Source organism: Sphingomonas sp. Leaf412 (assembly GCF_001425405.1).
Lineage (GTDB): Bacteria > Pseudomonadota > Alphaproteobacteria > Sphingomonadales > Sphingomonadaceae > Sphingomonas.
Window position 1 is genome coordinate 247,488 of record NZ_LMQP01000002.1, and the last position, 17,141, is coordinate 264,628.

Consider the following 17,141-nt stretch of genomic DNA (forward strand, 5'->3'; position numbering starts at 1 on the left):
ATGTACGACAGCTTCTTCGGACTTGCCGATCGCCCGTTCCAGCTGACGCCGGACCCGCGCTTCTGGTACGACACCGCCACCCACAAGAAGGCGATGGCCTACCTCGGCTACGGCCTGGCGCAGGGCGAGGGGTTCATCGTCATCACCGGCGACATCGGCGCGGGCAAGACGACGCTGGTCGGCCATTTGATGGAGCGGATCGACCCCGCCAGTCTGAACGCGATCCGCATCGTCTCCACCGCGGTGCGGGCGGAGGACCTGCTGCGCATCGTCGCCGACGGGCTGGACGTCGCGCACGAGGGAAAGACGAAGGCGGAATTGCTGCTGGGGATCGAGCGCGGGCTGCATGCCGTCGCGCGCACGGGGCGGCGGACGCTGCTGATCGTGGACGAGGCGCAGGCGCTGCCGATCGCGGCGCTGGAGGAATTGCGGATGCTGTCCAACTTCCAGGCGGGGGGGCATGCGATGTTGCAGATCTTCCTGCTGGGGCAGCCCGAATTCCGCGAGCGGCTGAACGGGTCGCAGCGGCTGGAGCAATTGCGCCAGCGCGTGATCGCGGTGCACCACCTCGATCCCATGGGCGCGGACGAGATCGCCGCCTATGTCGGGCATCGTTTGCAGGTGGCGGGCTGGCAGGGGCGGCCCGCGCTGGCGGACGACGCGTTCGCCGCGATCCATGCGGCGAGCGACGGCGTGCCGCGGCGGGTGAACCAGTTGATGACGCGCGCGCTGCTCCACGCCGCGGTGACGCAGGCGGAGGTGCTGGACGCCGCGCTGGTGGCGTCGGTGGTCGCGGAGCAGCGCGGGGAGCTGGCGGCGCCGGTGGTACCGGCGGTCGTCGTGGAGCCGGTGGAGGAAGAGGTGGCGCCTTCCCGTCATGCCGGACCTGATCCGGCATCCATCGCGCCGCGGGAGCAACCGGCCGATGTGGGCGCGGAGGGATGGACCCCGGATCGGGTCCGGGGTGACGAAGAGAGTGGGGTGCGCGACGTACCCTCGATCGCGCCGTCACCCCGGACTGATTCCGGGGTCCGCCATGCCGCCGATCTTCACCCCGTCGAGGACGTGGCGCGGTCGACGCCGGGACAGGCCCGGCATGATGAGGAGGTCGGCGCGCGGGCGGTGGCCGATGCGTGGATGCCGTTGGAGGAGCCGACGGTGACGACCACGGCGGACCCCTTCCCCGAGGGCGCGGGGCTTCGCGACATGTCGGCGATGGAAGCGCGCGTCGCCGCGCTGGAATCGCGGATAACCGAGCAGGACGAGGCGCTGCGCCGCGTACTGACGCTGTTGATGGACTGGGTCGAGAAGGATGCGGCGCCGGAGGCGTTGCGGGGCGTCGCGTGAGCGGCAACATCGCACCCGTTATCAACGCCCTGTCGGTCGATGTGGAGGAATGGTTCCAGGTCGGCGCATTCGAGGCGACGATCGACCGCGCGGACTGGGACGACCTCGAATCGCGCGTCGCGGACAACACCGCGCGCGTGCTGGACCTGTTCGCCGCGGCGGGGGTGACCGCGACGTTCTTCACGCTGGGCTGGGTCGCGGCACGGCAGCCGCGGCTGATCCGGCGGATCGTCGACGAAGGGCACGAACTGGCCAGCCACGGCTGGGACCACCAGCGCGTCTTCACGATGGATGCGGATAATTTCCGCGCCGACCTGTCGCGCGCGAAGGCGGCGCTGGAGCAGGCGGGCGGGGTCGCGGTCACCGGCTATCGCGCGCCGAGCTTCTCGATCGATGCGGGGACACCCTGGGCGCATCGCGTGCTGGCGGACGAGGGCTATGCCTATTCCAGCAGCGTCGCGCCGTTGCGGCATGACCATTACGGCTGGCGCGACAGTCCGCGCTACGCGTGGCGGCCGGTCGACGGCAGCGCGCTGGTCGAGCTGCCGGTGACGGTGGCGGAGGTCGCGGGGCGGCGGATGGCGACGGGGGGCGGGTTCTTCCGCATGCTGCCCGCCGCGCTGACCGATTTCGCGTTGCGTCAGGTCAATCGCGCGGCGCAGCCGGGTGTGTTTTACTTCCACCCGTGGGAAGTCGATCCCGGCCAGCCGCGCGTCGGCCACGCGCCGTTGCGGTCGCGGGTGCGGCATTATGCGCGTCTGGGCGCGATGGCGGGTAAGCTGGACGGCCTGATCCGGCGGCACGAATGGGGCCGCGTCGATCATGTGGTGGAGCGGCTGGCGGCATGACCGCACCGATGCTTCGCGTGCCGCTGGGGGTGCGGGTCGCGGACCCAGCGGACCGCGCGCGCGTGGCGGCGTTCGTGCGCGCGCATCCGGACGCGACCCCCTTCCACCTGCCCGAGTGGGGCGAGGCGGTGGCGCGGGGGTGCGGGCAAAGCGCGGTGACACTGATCGCGGAGCGCGCCGACGGGCGGATCGCGGGCGTCCTGCCGCTGACCCACGTGCGGTCGCCGCTGTTCGGGCAGGCGCTGGTGTCATGCGGGTTTGCGGTCGACGGCGGGATCCTGGGCGATGCGGTGGAGGAACTGGCATCGGGCGCGCGGGCACTGGCGCGGGAACGCGGCTGCCCGTCGGTGGAACTGCGCGGCGGCGCGGCGCCGGGCGATTGGGACGTCGACACGTCCACCTACCTGGGTTTCGCGCGCGATCTGGCGGCGGACGAGGCGGCCGACCTGCTGGCGATCCCGCGCAAGCAGCGGGCGGAGGTGCGCAAGGCGCTGGCGACCGACCTGACGATCGATATCGGGGACGCCGACGCGCATTACCGGGTGTACGCCGAATCGGTGCGCAACCTGGGCACGCCGGTGTTCCCGCGCGCGCTGTTCCGCGCGGTATTGCAGACGATCGACGCAGACGTGCTGACGGTGCGGCATCGCGGGCGCGCGGTGGCGAGCGTGCTGAGCCTGTACTGGCGCGGCACGGTCTACCCCTATTGGGGCGGCGGGACGCGGGCGGCGCGGGGGTTGCGCGCGAACGACCGGATGTATCTCGCGCTGATGGCGCATGCGCGGGCGCGGGGATGCACGCGGTTCGATTTCGGCCGGTCGAAGGCGGGTACCGGGGCGGCGGCGTTCAAGAAGAATTGGGGGTTCGAGGGCGTGCCGCTGTCCTATGCGTCGTGGCAGGAGGGCGGAGCGCGGGCGATCAATCCGCTGAACCCGAAATATGCGCTGATGGTGCGGGCGTGGCAGCGGACGCCGCTGCCGGTCGCCAATCTGCTGGGGCCCTGGATCAGCCGGGGGCTGGGGTGAGCGACATCCTGTTCCTGGCGCACCGCGTGCCGTTCCCGCCCGATCGCGGCGACCGCATCCGCAGCTTCCATGTGCTTCGGCATCTGGCGGCGCGGGCGCGGGTGCATCTGGTCGCGTTCGCGGATTGCGCCGCCGACGTGGCGGTGCCGCCGGCGTTCCGCGCGTTGCTGGGCGAGTGTGTGGTGGTGAAACGCACCAAGTCGCGGGCGCGCGCGCTGGTCGAGGCGCTGGCGAGCGGGCGGCCGGTGTCGCTGACCGCGTTCGACGATGCGCGCGTCCATGTGGCGGTGGCGGGGGTGATGGCGCGGCATCCGGTCGGATGCGCCTATGCCTTTTCGGGGCAGATGGCGCAGTATCTGCCGACCGGCGTGCGGCAGGTGATGGATTTCGTCGACGCCGATTCGGCCAAGTTCGCGGCCTATGCGGAGGGGCCGCTGGCGTGGCTGATGCGGCGCGAGGCGCGGTTGCTGGGCGCGTATGAGCGCGACGTCGCGGCGCGGGTCGATGCGGCGCTGTTCGTGAGCGCGGCGGAGGCGGCACTGGTGCCGGGCGGCGGCGTGCTGGAGAACGGCATCGATACCGCGCGGTTCGATCCCGCGGCGGCGTTCGTGCCGGTGATGGGGCCCAAGAGCGGGGGGGGCAGGCTGGTCACGTTCACGGGGCAGATGGATTATCGCCCGAACGTCGAGGCGGTGGTGCGGTTCGTGCGCGAGGTGCTGCCGGTCGTGCGCGCGCGACATGGCGACGTGCGCTTCGCGATCGTCGGCCGCGCGCCGACCGCGGCGGTGCGGGCGCTGGCGTCGCGCGACGTGATCGTGACGGGGGAGGTGCCCGACGTGCGCGGATGGCTGGCGGCGTCGGACGTCGTGGTCGCGCCGCTGATGCTGGCGCGCGGCGTGCAGAACAAGGTGCTGGAGGCGATGGCGATGGCGCGGCCGGTCGTCGCGTCGCGGGCGGCGGCGGAGGGGATCGACCATGCGGGGACGATCCGGGTCGACGACGGCGCCGACGCGGTGTGCGCGGTGCTGGACGATCCGGCGGGTGCCGCGGTGCTGGCGCGCGCGGCGCGGGCGCGGGCGATCGCGCGCTACGGCTGGGACGCGGCGCTGGCGCCGCTGGATGCTATCGTCGGGCTGGACCGGGCGCGGGTGGCGGCGTGAGTGTGGCGACCCGTCATGCCGGCCTCGAGCCGCGGCGAGGGCAACCGCGGGAAGCACCTGCGGAGGGATGGACCCCGGATCGGGTCCGGGGTGACGCGCGTGTGTGGCGACGGCACCTTGCCACGCTGGGCGTCGTCGCGGTCCTCCTGCTCATCCTGTTCCGCGACGACGTCGCGGACGTCACGCATATCTGGTGGACCAGCACGACGTTCGGGCATTGCCTGTTCATCGCGCCCGTCGTCGCGTGGCTGGTGTGGACGCGGCGGCGGGAGGTCGCCGCCCTGACGCCCGTCGGCTGGTTGCCGGGCCTTGCGGTCGTCGCGGCGGGCGGCATCCTGTGGTTGCTGGGCGATGCGGGCAGCGTGGCGCTGGCGCGGCAATTGGGGCTGCTCGTGATGCTGGAGGGCGCGGTCGTCGCGTGCCTCGGGCCGGACGTGGCGCGCGGGCTGGCGTTTCCGCTGGCCTATGCCGCGTTCATGGTGCCGTTCGGCGACGGGCTGGAACCGCCGTTGCAGGACGCGACCGTCGCGATGGTCCTGCCGATGCTGCACGTCGCGGGCGTGCCCGCGGTGGTGGACGGGGTGCTGATCCACGCCGGGCGTTACTGGTTCGAGGTCGCGGAGGCGTGTTCGGGGGCGAAGTTCGTGCTGGCGATGCTGGCCTATGGCGCGCTGGTCGCGAACGTCGCCTTCCGCGGGTGGCGGCGGCGCGCCTTGTTCCTGATCGCCTGCGTCGTCGTGCCGGTGCTGGCCAATGGCGTGCGCGCGTTCGCGACGATCTATGCCGCGCATCTGACCAGTGTCGAGGCGGCGACGGGGCTGGACCATATCGTCTACGGCTGGGTGTTCTTCGCCATCGTCATGGCGGCATTGATGGCGGGGGCGTGGCGGTGGTTCGATCGCTCGCCCGACGCGCCCGCGTTCGATCCGGCGGCGATTTCAACGCGGCCGCGGATGACGGTGGAGGTCGTGGTCGCGGGGGCGCTGGTGCTGGCGACGGCGGCGGTGTTTCCGGCGTGGAGCGGGGCGATCGCGGCGCGCGCGGCGCCGCTGCCGGGGCGGATCGACCTGCCCGTGGTGGCGGACTGGACGCGCGCGCCGGTCGACGATGCGGTGGCGTGGCGGCCGGTCTATCCGGCGGCGGACCATTATCTGTTCGGGCGCTATCGCGATGCGCAGGGGCGCGCGGTCGACATGGGCGTCGCGGCGTTCGCGGGGCAGCGCGAGGGGCGCGAGCTGGTCGCCTATGGCACCGGAGTCCTGGGGGAGGCGACGCGCTGGACGCGGGTGGCGGACCCGCCCGCGATCGACGGCGGCGCGGCGGTGCGGATCGTCGCGGCGGGGCCGGGCGGGCGGAGCGTCGAGCGCGTCGTCGCGACCTGGTATCGCGTCGGCGGCATCGTGACCGCGAGCGGGACGCGCGCGAAGATCGCGACGGTTCGCGACAAGCTGGACGGCGGGACGCAGACCGCGGTGGCGCTGCACCTGTCGGCGGAAGGGCCGGGCGCGGTCGCGGCGATCGCGGCGTTCCGGCGCGCGATGGGGCCGGTGGATGCGGTGGTGGACGGGATTGTGGCGCGGCGGCGTTGAACGCACGCACCCTACGTCCGGCCTGAGCCCTTCGACAAGCCGGCGCGCCTGTGCTTCGACTTCGCTCAGCACGAACGGAGGCGAATGCGCGGAAGGAAAAGTTTTGCCGTTCACCCACCGTTCGGCCTGAGCGAAGTCGAAGGCTAGGCGCAGACGGGGTTTCGTTGCCGCCCGATTGGGCGGTAGGGCGCGCGTACTGGATAGGGGTCACTGACATGTGCGGGATCGCGGGGCTGTTTCATCCCGCCGTGGCGAAGCCGGTGGATCCGGCGCGAGTGCGGGCGATGGGGGATGCGATGGCGCATCGCGGGCCGGACGGCAGCGGCGTATGGACCGCGCCGGGCGTCGGCCTCGCGCACCGGCGGCTGTCGATCATCGACGTCGCGGGATCGCCGCAGCCGATGGTCGACGCGGACGCGCGCCATGCGATCGTCTTCAACGGCGAAATCTACAATTACCGCGACCTGCGCATTGAATTGCAGGCGCTGGGCCGGGTGTTCCGGACCGACGGCGATACCGAGGTGCTGCTGCACGGCTATGCCCAATGGGGGCCGTCGCTGCTCGACCGGCTGAACGGCATGTTCGCCTTCGCGATCCACGATGCGAAGACGCAGACGTTGTTCATGGCGCGCGACCGGATCGGGGTGAAGCCGCTCCATTATGTCGAGCTGTCGGACGGCGCGCTGGCGTTCGCGTCGGAGCTGAAGGGGCTGACCGCGCACCCCTCGCTGCGGCGGGTGCCCGACGTGCGCGCGGTCGAGGATTTCCTGGCGTTCGGCTACGTCCCCGACGATGCCTGCCTGCTGGCGGGGGTGAGGAAGCTGCCCGCGGGGCATTTCCTGCTGGTCGAGCGCGGGAAGCCGGTGCCGCATCCGCGCCAATGGTGGGACGTGTCCTTCGCCGATCGCGCGCGGGGCGGCGTCGCGGCGCTGGAGGAGGAATTGCTCCAGCGGCTGCGCGAGGGCGTGACGTCGCGGATGGTGGCGGACGTACCGCTGGGCGCGTTCCTGTCGGGCGGAGTCGACAGTTCGGCGGTCGTCGCGCTGATGGCGGAGGCGAGCCGGCAGGCGGTGGCGACGTGCACGATCGGCTTCGACGAGGCGGGGCATGACGAGCGCGCCCATGCCGCCGCGGTCGCGGCGCGGTTCGCGACCGATCACCGCGAGCGCGTGGTGCGCAGCGACGATTTCGCGCTGATCCCGACGATCGTCTACGCCTTCGACGAACCGTTCGCGGATGCCAGCGCGCTGGCGACGTATCAGGTCTGCGCGCTGGCCCGCGAGCGCGTGACGGTGGCGCTGTCGGGCGACGGCGCGGACGAGGCGATGGCGGGATATCGCCGCTATCGCTTCCAGGCGGCGGAGGAGCGGGTGCGGGGGTTCGTGCCCGCGAGCGTGCGCGCGTCGCTGTTCGGCGCGCTGGGCGCGGCGTATCCGAAGGCCGACTGGGCGCCGCGGCCGTTGCGCGCGAAGGCGACGCTGCTGAACCTCGCGCGCGATGGGGCGGAGGGCTATGCGCGGTCGGTGGGGGTGACGTCGCCCGAATTGCGGGCGGCCCTGTTCACCGATGCCGCGCGGGCGGCGTTGCAGGGGCATCGTGCCGAGGACCGCTACGTCGCGGCGATGCGCGACGCGCCCGCGCGCGATGCGCTGGACCGCGCGCAATATGCGGACATGAAGATCTGGCTGCCCGGCGGCATCCTGACGAAGGGCGACCGGACCAGCATGGCGGTGGGGCTGGAAGCGCGCGAGCCGTTGCTGGAGCATCGGCTGGTCGAATTCGCCGCCCGCCTGCCGTCGTCGATGCGATTGCGCGGGGGCGAGGGCAAGTGGCTGATGAAGCGTGCGCTGGAACGCTATCTGCCCAAGGACATATTGTACCGGCCGAAGATGGGGTTCGTGACGCCGGTCGGCGACTGGTTCCGCGGTCCGCTGGCGGAGCAGGCGGCGGGGCTGGCGCGATCGCGGACGCTGGCGGGGACGGGATGGTTCGATCTCGACCGGCTGGGGCGACTGGCGGCGGCGCACCGCGCGGGGCGCGAGGAGCACGGGCGGACGCTGTGGCAGTTCGTGATGCTGGAGCGGAGCCTGGCGCGGATGTGGGGGTAGGAAAATATCCTCCCCGGCACGGGAGGGGGACCAGCCGCAGGCTGGTGGAGGGGGCGGGCCGCAGACGTCGCGCTTCGTGGCGCTCCCGCTCCACCACCGGCTGCGCCGGCGGTCCCCCTCCCCGTGCCGGGGAGGATAAAAAAGGGGAAGGGGCGGGTTGGTCCCGTCTCCGTCCCCCGCACCCTCTCCGTGCTTCGTTCGGCCCCGCCGCGGGCGAAGCCCGCGTCGTCGGACGGCGCTGCGTGCCGCTGGCCGGGCGTCCCGCGCGGTGGCCGCAGCGTCGCTGCGGCCGTCCCGCGTCACGCCGCAAACTGGTTCATGGTGTTGTGCGTGCCGCCGGCCTTCAGCGCCGCCTCGCCCGCGAAATATTCCTTGTGGTCGTCGCCGATGTCGGACCCGCTCATGTTCTGATGCTTCACGCACGCGATGCCTTCGCGGATTTCCTTCCGCTGCACGCCCTTGACGTAGCCCAGCATGCCTGCATCGCCGAAATATTCCTTCGCCAGATTGTCCGTGGACAAGGCGGCGGTGTGATAGGTCGGCAGCGTGATGAGGTGGTGGAAGATGCCGGCCCGCGCCGCGGCGTCCTTCTGGAACGTGCGGATCCGCTCGTCCGCCTCCGCCGCCAGCGGGGTTTCGTCGTAATCCACGCTCATCAGCCGCGCGCGGTCGTAGGGCGCGACATTCTTGCCCGCCTCGACCCAGGCGTCGAACACCTGCTGGCGGAAATTCAGCGTCCAGTTGAACGACGGCGAGTTGTTGTAGACCAGCTTGGCGTTCGGGATCACCTCGCGGATGCGGTCGACCATGCCCGCGATCTGCTCGATATGCGGCTTCTCGGTCTCGATCCACAAAAGGTCCGCGCCGTTCTGCAACGACGTGATGCAATCGAGGACGCAACGGTCCGCGCCGGTGCCCTCGCGGAACTGGAACAGGTTGGACGCGAGCCGCTTGGGCCGCATCAGCTTGCCGTCGCGCTCGATCACCACGTCGCCGCGCAGCGAGGACAGGTCGGTCACCTCCTCGCAATCGAGGAAGGCGTTATACTGGTCGCCGATGTCGCCGGCTTCCGTGCTGTACGCGATCTGCTTCGTCAGGCCCGCGCCCAGCGAGTCGGTGCGCGTGACGATGATGCCGTCTTCCACGCCCATTTCGAGGAAAGCGTAGCGGCAGGCGCGCACCTTCGCCAGGAAGTCCTCGTGCGGCACGGTGACCTTGCCGTCCTGATGCCCGCACTGCTTCTCGTCGCTGACCTGGTTCTCGATCTGGAGCGCGCAGGCGCCCGCCTCGATCATCTTCTTCGCCAAAAGGTACGTCGCCTCGGCATTGCCGAAGCCCGCGTCGATGTCCGCGATGATCGGCACGACGTGCGTTTCGTAACCGTCGATCGCGTTCAGCAGGCGCTGCGCCTCCAGTTCGTTGCCCGTCTCGCGCGCGGCGTCGAGGTCGCGGAACATCATCCCCAGTTCGCGCGCGTCGGCCTGCTTCAGGAAGGTGTACAATTCCTCGATCAGCGCGGGCACGCTCGTCTTCTCGTGCATCGACTGGTCGGGCAGCGGTCCGAAATCGCTGCGCAGCGCGGCGACCATCCAGCCGGACAGGTAGAGGTAGCGGCCCTTGGTGGTGCCGAAATGCTTCTTGATCGAGATGAGCTTCTGCTGCCCGATGAAGCCGTGCCAGCAACCCAGCGACTGCGTGTACTCGGCGGGGTTGGCGTCATAGGCGGCCATATCGCGACGCATGATGCCCGCGGTGTATTTCGCGATATCCAGCCCGGTGCGGAACCGGTTCTGCAACTGCATCCGCGCGACCGATTCGGCGTCGATGCCGTCCCATGTGCCGTTGAAGCTGCGGATCAGCGTGTCGGCGCCGGCGATCTGGTCCTGATAGGTCACGGGGTCATCCTTGGTTCTGTCGAATCCCCACCGCCGTTCGCCCTGAGCGACGTCGAAGGGCCTGCCGAGCGCATCGGCTTCGACTTCGCTCAGCCCGAACGGTGGTGGGGACTCTGGATTCTTCGCGGGGGGAATGTCCGCCGGCGCTTGGGACGCCGGCGGACACCTTTCCTCCCCAGGAAACGGGTTGGTTCAGCCGAGGCGGCCGAGGCGGTGGTACAGGGCGGAGAATTTCGACGAGCGCGGATCGTCCGCGATCTGCTTCACGTAGCTGGCGACCGCTTCCTTCATCAGGCCGAAATCCTCGGTCGAGAACACGGCGCGGGCGCGCTGGGGTTCGGTCGTCATCGTGGGTCTCCTCGTTCGCGGCATCGCTGCCTTGCGACCGGGGTTACGCCGCGGAAATTGTCACGAACACCTGTATCGACACCGTTTCGGGGTCGCATCGTCGCATGAAACGGTGTTAACCCGTGTGAAGCTGTAAAGGATTTACAACGCGTCATGGCGGTCGACAAACTGATGGCGGGGCATGTCGTGCGGCGGCTGCGGCGGCGGCTGGCGTTGAGCCAGGCCGCGATGGCGGAGATGCTGGGGATCAGCCCCAGCTACCTCAACCTGGTCGAACGCAACCAGCGGCCGGTGTCCGCGACGGTACTGGTGCGGCTGGCGGAGACGTTCGACCTCGACCCCCGCGCGCTGGCCGCGGCGGAGCCGGGGGGCGGGGCGGCGGCGATGCGGCGGCGGCTGGCCGACCCCCTGTTCGCGGACCTGGAAGTCGACCGCACCGAGCTGGAGGAATGGCTGGCCGCCGCGCCCGGCGGGGCGGAGGCGTTCGCGCGCGCCTACGATCGCGGGGGCGCGGGCGGCGAGGCGGCGCCTGCGACGGACGATCCGGTCGCGGCGGTGCGGCGCGAGATCGAGCGGTGGCGCAACCATTTCCCCGACCTCGACGCGGCGGCGGAGGCGCTGGCGGACGAATTGCGGCTGGCGGCGGGGGACCTGTACGGCGTGATCGCGGAGCGGCTGCGCGCGAAGCATCAATTGTCGATCCGCGTCCTGCCCGCCGACGTGATGCCCGACGCGTTGCGGCGGCTGGACCTGCACGCGCGGCAGTTGCAGCTGAGCGAGCTGCTCGACCCCGCCAGCCGCACCTTCGCGGTCGCGATGCACCTGGCGCAGGGCGAGGCGCGGGCGGAGATCGAGGCGCTGGCGCGCGGCGCGGGCTTCACCGACCGGACGAGCGAGCGGCTGTATCGACGCCACCTGTCGGGGTATTTCGCGGCGGCGGTGATGATGCCCTACGCCCGCTTCCTGCGCGCGTGCGAGACGACGGGATATGACATCGAACTGCTCCAGCGGCGCTTCGGCGCGGGGTTCGAGCAGGTCGCGCACCGGTTGACGACGCTGTCGCGGGTCGGTGCGCGGGGCCTGCCCTTTTTCATGATCCGGATCGATCGCGCGGGCGTGTCGTCGAAACGCTATGCGGGGGCGAGCGGCGCCGCGCTGGTGGAGGCGGACGCGCGCTGCCCGCTGTGGCGGTTGCACCATGCGTTCGACCGGCCGGGCAGCCTTGCGGTGCAGCTGGTCGAGCTGGAGGACGGTGCGCGCTTCCTGACGATGGCGCGGACGGTGGCGCCGCAGGGACGGCGCCACGGGCTGGTCGCGGCGGAGTTCGCGGTCGGGTTGGGGGTCGAGGAGGGGATGGCGGGCGCGCTGGCGGCGGCCCGCGGCATGGACCTGGCCGGCACCGCGACGCCGATCGGGCTGGGGTGCCGCCGCTGCCTGCGCCCTGCCTGTCCGCAGCGGTCGGCGGTGCCCGCGGGGCGGGCGTGGGTCGTGAACGAGCGCGAGCGCGGGGTGAGCGCGATCGCCTTCGCCGGGGACTGACAAGCCGCGATCGCGCGGGCATAGGCGGCGTCATGAACGCGACCCATTTCGCCGCCGCCCTGACGCTCGCCGTCGCGACGCCCGCCGCCGCGCGAGTCGACCACGATGCCAGTGTCTGGCTGAACCTGACGGCGACGGGGAAGATATCGGGCAAGCTCATCTACTTCGCCGAGATCCAGCCGCGCGTCGGCAACGACGTGTCGGAGGTCGAGCAGGTGCTGCTGCGCCCCGCGATCGGCGTGCAGGCGACGCGCGACATTCAGCTGTTCGCGGGATATGTGCACGTCGCCGAGCCCGCGGCGAACCGCAACGAGGAGCGGTTGTTCCAGCAGGCGACGGTGTTCTTCCGCGACCTGCCCGGCGAGTTGCAGTCGCGCACCCGGCTGGAGCAGCGCTGGCGGTCGGACGGGCGCGACATGCAATGGCGGCTGCGCGAGATGCTGCGCTACGAATATCCGGTCACGCCCCGGCTGGCGCCGATGGCGTCGATCGAGGGGTTCGTCGCGCTCAACGCACCCGACTGGCGCGCGCGCGAGGGGTTCGACCAGCTGCGGACGTTCGTCGGCGTGGAGGTCGGGCTGAAGGGACGGTCGACGATCGAGGCGGGATATCTGAACCAGATCGTCGACCTGCCGGGGGCGGCGTCGCGGATGAACCACGTCCTGTCGGTGGCGGTGTTCTTCCGCCACTGACGCAGGGTCAGGCGCCGGCGTCGGTCAGCCGGGCCTGCTGCTCCGGCGACAGCGCCAGGTCCATCGCGCCCAGCAGGTCCGCGACCTGCTCCACCGACGTCGCACTGGCGATCGGGGCGGTGACGCCCGGCTGGTCCTTCAGCCACGCCAGCGCGACCTGCGCGTGGGTCGCGCCGGTGTCGGCGACGACCGCGTCCATCGCGGCCAGGACCGCGGCGCCCGTGCCGGACAACAGATCCTTCATCCGCCCGCCGCGGACGCTCTTGCCCAGGTCGTCGGCCGAACGGTATTTGCCGGTCAGGAAGCCCGATGCCAGCCCGTAATAGGGCACGACGCCGACGTTCTCGGACACGCACAGGTCCTGCAACTCGCCCTCGAACTTGTGGCGGCTGACCAGATTATATTCGGGTTGCAGCACGTCGTAGCGCGGCAGCCCCGCGGCGCGCGCCGCCTCGTTCGCGGATTTCAGCCGCGCGGCATGGAAGTTCGACGCGCCCAGCACGCGCACCTTTCCGGCCGCGACCAGCGTGGCGAACGCCTCCAGCACCGCCTCCTGCGGCACCGAATCGTCATCCTGGTGCGCGAAATACAGGTCGATGCGATCAGTGCCGAGCCGCTTCAGCGACGCCTCGCACGCCGCGGCAATCCGCGCGGGCGCCAGCTTCTCGCCGCCTTCGCCCGGCAGCATCCCGACCTTCGTCGCGATCAGCACGCGATCGCGCTTCCCCGCGTCCGAGCGCAGCCATTCGCCGATCACGCTTTCGGACTCGCCCCCGGCATGTCCCGGCACCCAGGCGGAATAGACGTCGGCGGTGTCGATCATCGTCCCCCCGCCGTCGACGAAGGCGTCGAGGACGGCGAAACTGGTGGCCCGGTCCGCGGTCCAGCCGAAGACGTTGCCGCCCAGTACCAAGGGCGCGATGCGCAGGTCGGACGATCCCAGTCGGCGGGTGTCGGTCATGGTCGCGGATCGCCTATATTGTCGGTGACGTCCTCCAGCGCGACGCTGTTCGCGTCGAGCATCTCGGCCGCCCGGTTCAGTTGCCGGTCCTCATTGGGAGACAGGACCGTGGAGGGATCGTCGCCGCCCGAACAGGCGGCGACGACCAGCAGCCCGGCGATCGCCGCGCCGCGACGCATCAATCGCGGTCGCGGATCGCGTTGCCCGCGCGGGTCAGCGCGTTGCCGGTGGCGTCGGCGGCGTCGTCCGCCGCGGCGCCGATTGCGGCGCCCGCGCGGTCGGCCGAATTCTCCGCACCCGCCAGCGCATCCTCCGTTGCGGTCCGGACGTCGCGCGACGCGTCGCGGGTCGCGGCCTCGACGTCGGAGGAGGCGTTGTCCACGGTCGCCGCGGTATCGGCGGCGATGACGTTGCCCGCCTGCGCCGTCTCGTCCTCCGCCCGCTCGCTGCATGCGGCGGTCGACAGCGTCGCCGCCATGGCGAGGCCCAGGGTGGTCGCGAACTTCATATGGTTTCTCCCCATCACGGACTGGAACACATGCCAGCGGGCTGGGCAACGAAGCAAGCGCGCGAAGGGTCCGGTACGGGACGGACGGATAAGACGCCGATGCCGCGTTGACCGCATATAAAGATATCTTTATATGTTGATCGCAATGACGATCGCCCTCGATATCTTCCGCGCGCTGGCGGACTCGTCCCGCCTGCGGATCGTCGCCCTGCTGCGCGCGATGGAATTGTCCGTCGGCGAACTGGCACAGGTCCTGGGACAGAGCCAGCCGCGCGTCAGCCGGCATGTGAAGATCCTGACCGATGCCGGGCTTGCCGAACGGCGCAAGGAAGGCAGCTGGGTGTTCGTGGCGCTGGGCGAGGCGGCGCGGGTCGCCCCGGTACTGGCGGCGCTGGACGCCTGGGGCGCGGAGCGCGAGACGGTGGCGGATGCGGCGCGGCTGGCCGCGGTGCGCGCGGACCGCGCGGCGGCGGCGGCGGGCTGGTTCGAGGCGCATGCGCGCGAATGGGACGCGATCCGCTCGCTGCACGTGGCGGAGGATCAGGTCGAGGCGGCGATGCTCCGCGCGCTGGACGGCGAACCGATCGGGCGGCTGATCGACATCGGCACCGGCACAGGGCGGATGATCGAATTGTTCGCGGGCCGTGCCAGCCATGCGCTGGGCATCGACCGGTCGTCCGAGATGCTGCGGCTGGCGCGGGCCAAGCTCGGGGCGGGGGGGCTCGCCAATGCCGAATTGCGGCAGGCGGACCTGTACGCGCTGCCCATGGCGGACGATGCGGCGGACGTCGCGATCATCCACCACGTCCTGCACTTCGCGCAGCAACCGGGTGCCGCGATCCAGGAGGCGGGACGCGTGCTGGCGCCGGGCGGACGGTTGCTGATCGCGGATTTCGCGCCGCACGACCGCGAGGAACTGCGCGCGCGCGACGCGCACACCCGGCTCGGCTTCTCCGACGCGCAGATCGAGGGGTGGTTCGACGCCGCCGGGCTTCGTCCCGCGCGAGTCGATACGCTGGAGGGCGGGGAGCTGACGGTGAAATTGTGGCTGGCGCGCAAGACGGGCGCGCCGCTGAGAGAGGTGAAGGCGGCATGAATTTCTCGGTCCGGCAGATGACGGAGGCCGCACGCGCCCTGGACGCGCCGCTGTACGCCGACGTCGGCGGCGACGTGGAGGTCAGTTTCGAATTCTCGCCGCCCAAGACCGACAAGGCGGAGGCGACATTGTGGGAATCGATCGAGACGCTGGCGCCTTTGTCGCCGCGTTTCCTGTCGGTCACCTACGGCGCGGGCGGGTCGACGCGCGATCGCACGCACGCGACGGTGGCGCGGATCGCGCGCGAAACCACGGTGCCCGCCGCCGCGCATCTGACCTGCGTCGAGGCGACGCGCGACGAGATCGATGCGGTGGCGGAGGAATATTGGGCGGCGGGCGTGCGGCACATCGTCGCGCTGCGCGGCGATCCCCCCGCGGGCGCGCAGGATTATGCGCCGCATCCCGGCGGATACGAGAATGCGGCGGCGCTGGTGGAGGGGCTGCGGCGGCTGCACCCGTTCGAGATTTCGGTCGCGGCCTATCCCGAATGCCATCCGTCGTCGGCCAATCTGGCGGCGGACCTCGATAACCTCAGGCGGAAGCTGGACGCGGGCGCCAATCGCGCCATCACGCAATTCTTCTTCGAGCCCGACACCTTCTTCCGCTATCGCGACGCCGCGGCGGCGGCGGGGATCGATGCGGAGATCGTGCCGGGCGTGATGCCCGTGGGCAGCTTCGCGGGCATCCGCCGCATGGCCGCGATGTGCGGCACCGACGTGCCCGGCTGGCTCGACCGCCTGTTCGAGGGGCTGGACGACAAGCCCGCGGCGCGCCAGCTGGTCGCGGCGACCGTCGCGGCCGAATTGTGCCGCAAGCTGTATGCGGGCGGGGTCAAGCAATTCCACTTCTACACCATGAACAAGGCCGAGCTGAGCTTCGCGATCTGCCACCTGCTGGGGGTGCGCAGCGCGGGCCGGGCCGCGGCGGAGGCGGCGTGATGACGGTACGCGAGACATTCCTGGCCGAGGCGGCGAAGCGCATCCTCATCACCGACGGCGCGTTCGGGACCGAGATCCAGAACTGGAAGCTGTCCGAGGCGGATTACGCCGGGACGCTGACGCTGGGCCACGACCAGAAGGGCAACAACGACATCCTCGCGCTGACCAAGCCCGAGGTGCCCGAAAGCATCCACCGCGCCTATTTCGAGGCGGGGGCGGATATCGCGGAAACCAACACCTTTTCGGCGAACCGCATCAGCCAGGCGGATTACGGCGCCGAAGGGCTGGTGCGCGAGATCAACGTCGAAAGCGCGGCGATGGCGCGGCGGCTGGCGGACGAATTCGCGGGCCGCGACGGGCGCCCGCGCTTCGTCGCGGGCGCGATCGGCCCGACGAACAAGACATTGTCGCTGTCGCCCGACGTCAACGATCCGGGCTATCGCGAGATCGACTTCGATTATCTGAAGGACGTGTACCGCGAGCAGACCGACGCTTTGGTCGAGGGCGGCGCGGACTTCATCCTGATCGAGACGGTGTTCGACACGCTGAACGCCAAGGCGGGGATCATGGCCGCGATCGAGGCGGGGGAGGCGCTGGGGCGCGACCTGCCGATCATGCTGTCGATGACATTGACCGACCTGTCGGGCCGCAACCTGTCGGGGCATACGGTGGAGGCGTTCTGGCACGCGGTGCGCCATGCCAGGCCGCTGACGATCGGGCTGAACTGCTCGTTCGGGGCGGAGCAGCTGCGCCCGCACGTGAAGGTGCTGAGCGACATCTGCGACACCCTTATCATGGTCTATCCCAATGCGGGCCTGCCCAACGAACTGGGCGAGTATGACGAGGCGCCGGCGACGACCGCGGGGCTGGTCGGCGAATGGGCGCAGGGGGGGCAGGTGAACGTGCTGGGCGGATGCTGCGGATCGACGCCCGCGCATATCCGCGCGATCGCGGACATGGCGCGCGGCGTGCCGCCCCGGGCGGTACCGGTGCCGCCGGTCAGGACGCGGCTGGCGGGGCTGGAGCCGTTCACGATGGCCGCCTAGCCGCGACGACCCGTCACCCCGGCGCAGGCCGGGGTCCAGAA

16 protein-coding genes are annotated in these 17,141 nt (G+C 70.9%); 11 read left to right on the forward strand and 5 right to left on the reverse strand.

Going from position 1 to position 17,141, the window contains the following annotated elements:
* The 6 genes from ASG29_RS05640 to ASG29_RS05665 all read left to right on the forward strand — a co-directional run bounded on the left by ASG29_RS05640 (nt 1) and on the right by ASG29_RS05665 (nt 8,077).
* Complete coding sequence (locus tag ASG29_RS05640) at nt 1-1,347, forward strand: ExeA family protein (protein WP_055981488.1); 1,347 nt, start codon at nt 1-3, stop codon at nt 1,345-1,347.
* Nucleotides 1,344-2,195 (forward strand): XrtA system polysaccharide deacetylase, encoded by an 852-nt coding sequence (locus ASG29_RS05645; RefSeq protein WP_055981490.1) that lies wholly within the window; start codon nt 1,344-1,346, stop codon nt 2,193-2,195. Before ASG29_RS05640 ends, ASG29_RS05645 begins: the two co-directional genes overlap by 4 nt.
* Entirely contained in the window at nt 2,192-3,220 is a 1,029-nt protein-coding gene (locus tag ASG29_RS05650; RefSeq protein ID WP_055981494.1) for a FemAB family XrtA/PEP-CTERM system-associated protein, read from the forward strand. Before ASG29_RS05645 ends, ASG29_RS05650 begins: the two co-directional genes overlap by 4 nt.
* A complete protein-coding gene (locus ASG29_RS05655) occupies nt 3,217-4,380 on the forward strand; it encodes a TIGR03087 family PEP-CTERM/XrtA system glycosyltransferase (RefSeq protein ID WP_055981497.1) in 1,164 nt (387 codons plus the stop codon). Before ASG29_RS05650 ends, ASG29_RS05655 begins: the two co-directional genes overlap by 4 nt.
* A gap of 101 nt (nt 4,381-4,481) precedes the next feature.
* Complete coding sequence (xrtA, locus tag ASG29_RS05660; RefSeq protein ID WP_055981499.1) at nt 4,482-5,969, forward strand: exosortase A; 1,488 nt, start codon at nt 4,482-4,484, stop codon at nt 5,967-5,969.
* A 215-nt stretch (nt 5,970-6,184) separates the two neighbouring features.
* A complete protein-coding gene (locus tag ASG29_RS05665; RefSeq protein ID WP_055981502.1) occupies nt 6,185-8,077 on the forward strand; it encodes an XrtA/PEP-CTERM system amidotransferase in 1,893 nt (630 codons plus the stop codon).
* A gap of 299 nt (nt 8,078-8,376) precedes the next feature.
* Here ASG29_RS05665 and ASG29_RS05670 read toward each other — a convergent pair whose 3' ends face one another.
* Both ASG29_RS05670 and ASG29_RS17185 read right to left on the reverse strand, forming a co-directional pair.
* Complete coding sequence (locus ASG29_RS05670) at nt 8,377-9,972, reverse strand: isocitrate lyase (protein WP_055981505.1); 1,596 nt, start codon at nt 9,970-9,972, stop codon at nt 8,377-8,379.
* 192 nt (nt 9,973-10,164) lie between these two features.
* The gene (locus ASG29_RS17185) at nt 10,165-10,320 is read right to left on the reverse strand and encodes a hypothetical protein (protein ID WP_200932373.1); all 156 of its coding nucleotides are present in this window, start codon (nt 10,318-10,320) and stop codon (nt 10,165-10,167) included.
* A gap of 153 nt (nt 10,321-10,473) precedes the next feature.
* On the opposite strand from ASG29_RS17185, the gene ASG29_RS05675 reads away from it, so the two are divergent.
* The gene (locus ASG29_RS05675; protein WP_055981508.1) at nt 10,474-11,859 is read left to right on the forward strand and encodes a helix-turn-helix domain-containing protein; all 1,386 of its coding nucleotides are present in this window, start codon (nt 10,474-10,476) and stop codon (nt 11,857-11,859) included.
* 32 nt (nt 11,860-11,891) lie between these two features.
* Nucleotides 11,892-12,551 carry a DUF2490 domain-containing protein gene (locus ASG29_RS05680; RefSeq protein ID WP_055981510.1) on the forward strand — a complete coding sequence of 220 codons (660 nt, stop codon included), beginning with the start codon at nt 11,892-11,894 and terminating at the stop codon, nt 12,549-12,551.
* Between the two features lie 7 nt (nt 12,552-12,558).
* Here the strand turns inward: ASG29_RS05680 and ASG29_RS05685 are convergent, their stop codons facing one another.
* From ASG29_RS05685 to ASG29_RS05695, 3 genes are read right to left on the reverse strand one after another with little or no spacing between them, the layout of a single operon-like run.
* Nucleotides 12,559-13,512: an aldo/keto reductase gene (locus ASG29_RS05685; RefSeq protein ID WP_055981513.1), complete on the reverse strand. Its 954-nt coding sequence runs from the start codon at nt 13,510-13,512 to the stop codon at nt 12,559-12,561.
* The gene (locus ASG29_RS05690) at nt 13,509-13,694 is read right to left on the reverse strand and encodes a hypothetical protein (protein WP_162242940.1); all 186 of its coding nucleotides are present in this window, start codon (nt 13,692-13,694) and stop codon (nt 13,509-13,511) included. The genes ASG29_RS05685 and ASG29_RS05690 overlap by 4 nt, the downstream gene beginning before the upstream one ends.
* Nucleotides 13,691-14,020, reverse strand: a complete 330-nt coding sequence (locus tag ASG29_RS05695) for a hypothetical protein (protein ID WP_055981518.1) — start codon at nt 14,018-14,020, stop codon at nt 13,691-13,693. The genes ASG29_RS05690 and ASG29_RS05695 overlap by 4 nt, the downstream gene beginning before the upstream one ends.
* A 145-nt stretch (nt 14,021-14,165) precedes the next feature.
* On the opposite strand from ASG29_RS05695, the gene ASG29_RS05700 reads away from it, so the two are divergent.
* From ASG29_RS05700 to ASG29_RS05710, 3 genes are read left to right on the forward strand one after another with little or no spacing between them, the layout of a single operon-like run.
* Nucleotides 14,166-15,116 (forward strand): ArsR/SmtB family transcription factor, encoded by a 951-nt coding sequence (locus ASG29_RS05700; protein WP_055981520.1) that lies wholly within the window; start codon nt 14,166-14,168, stop codon nt 15,114-15,116.
* A complete protein-coding gene (gene metF, locus ASG29_RS05705; RefSeq protein WP_055981523.1) occupies nt 15,113-16,054 on the forward strand; it encodes a methylenetetrahydrofolate reductase [NAD(P)H] in 942 nt (313 codons plus the stop codon). The genes ASG29_RS05700 and metF overlap by 4 nt, the downstream gene beginning before the upstream one ends.
* Nucleotides 16,054-17,100: a homocysteine S-methyltransferase family protein gene (locus tag ASG29_RS05710; RefSeq protein ID WP_055981526.1), complete on the forward strand. Its 1,047-nt coding sequence runs from the start codon at nt 16,054-16,056 to the stop codon at nt 17,098-17,100. Before metF ends, ASG29_RS05710 begins: the two co-directional genes overlap by 1 nt.
* Nucleotides 17,101-17,141: the final 41 nt, after the last annotated feature.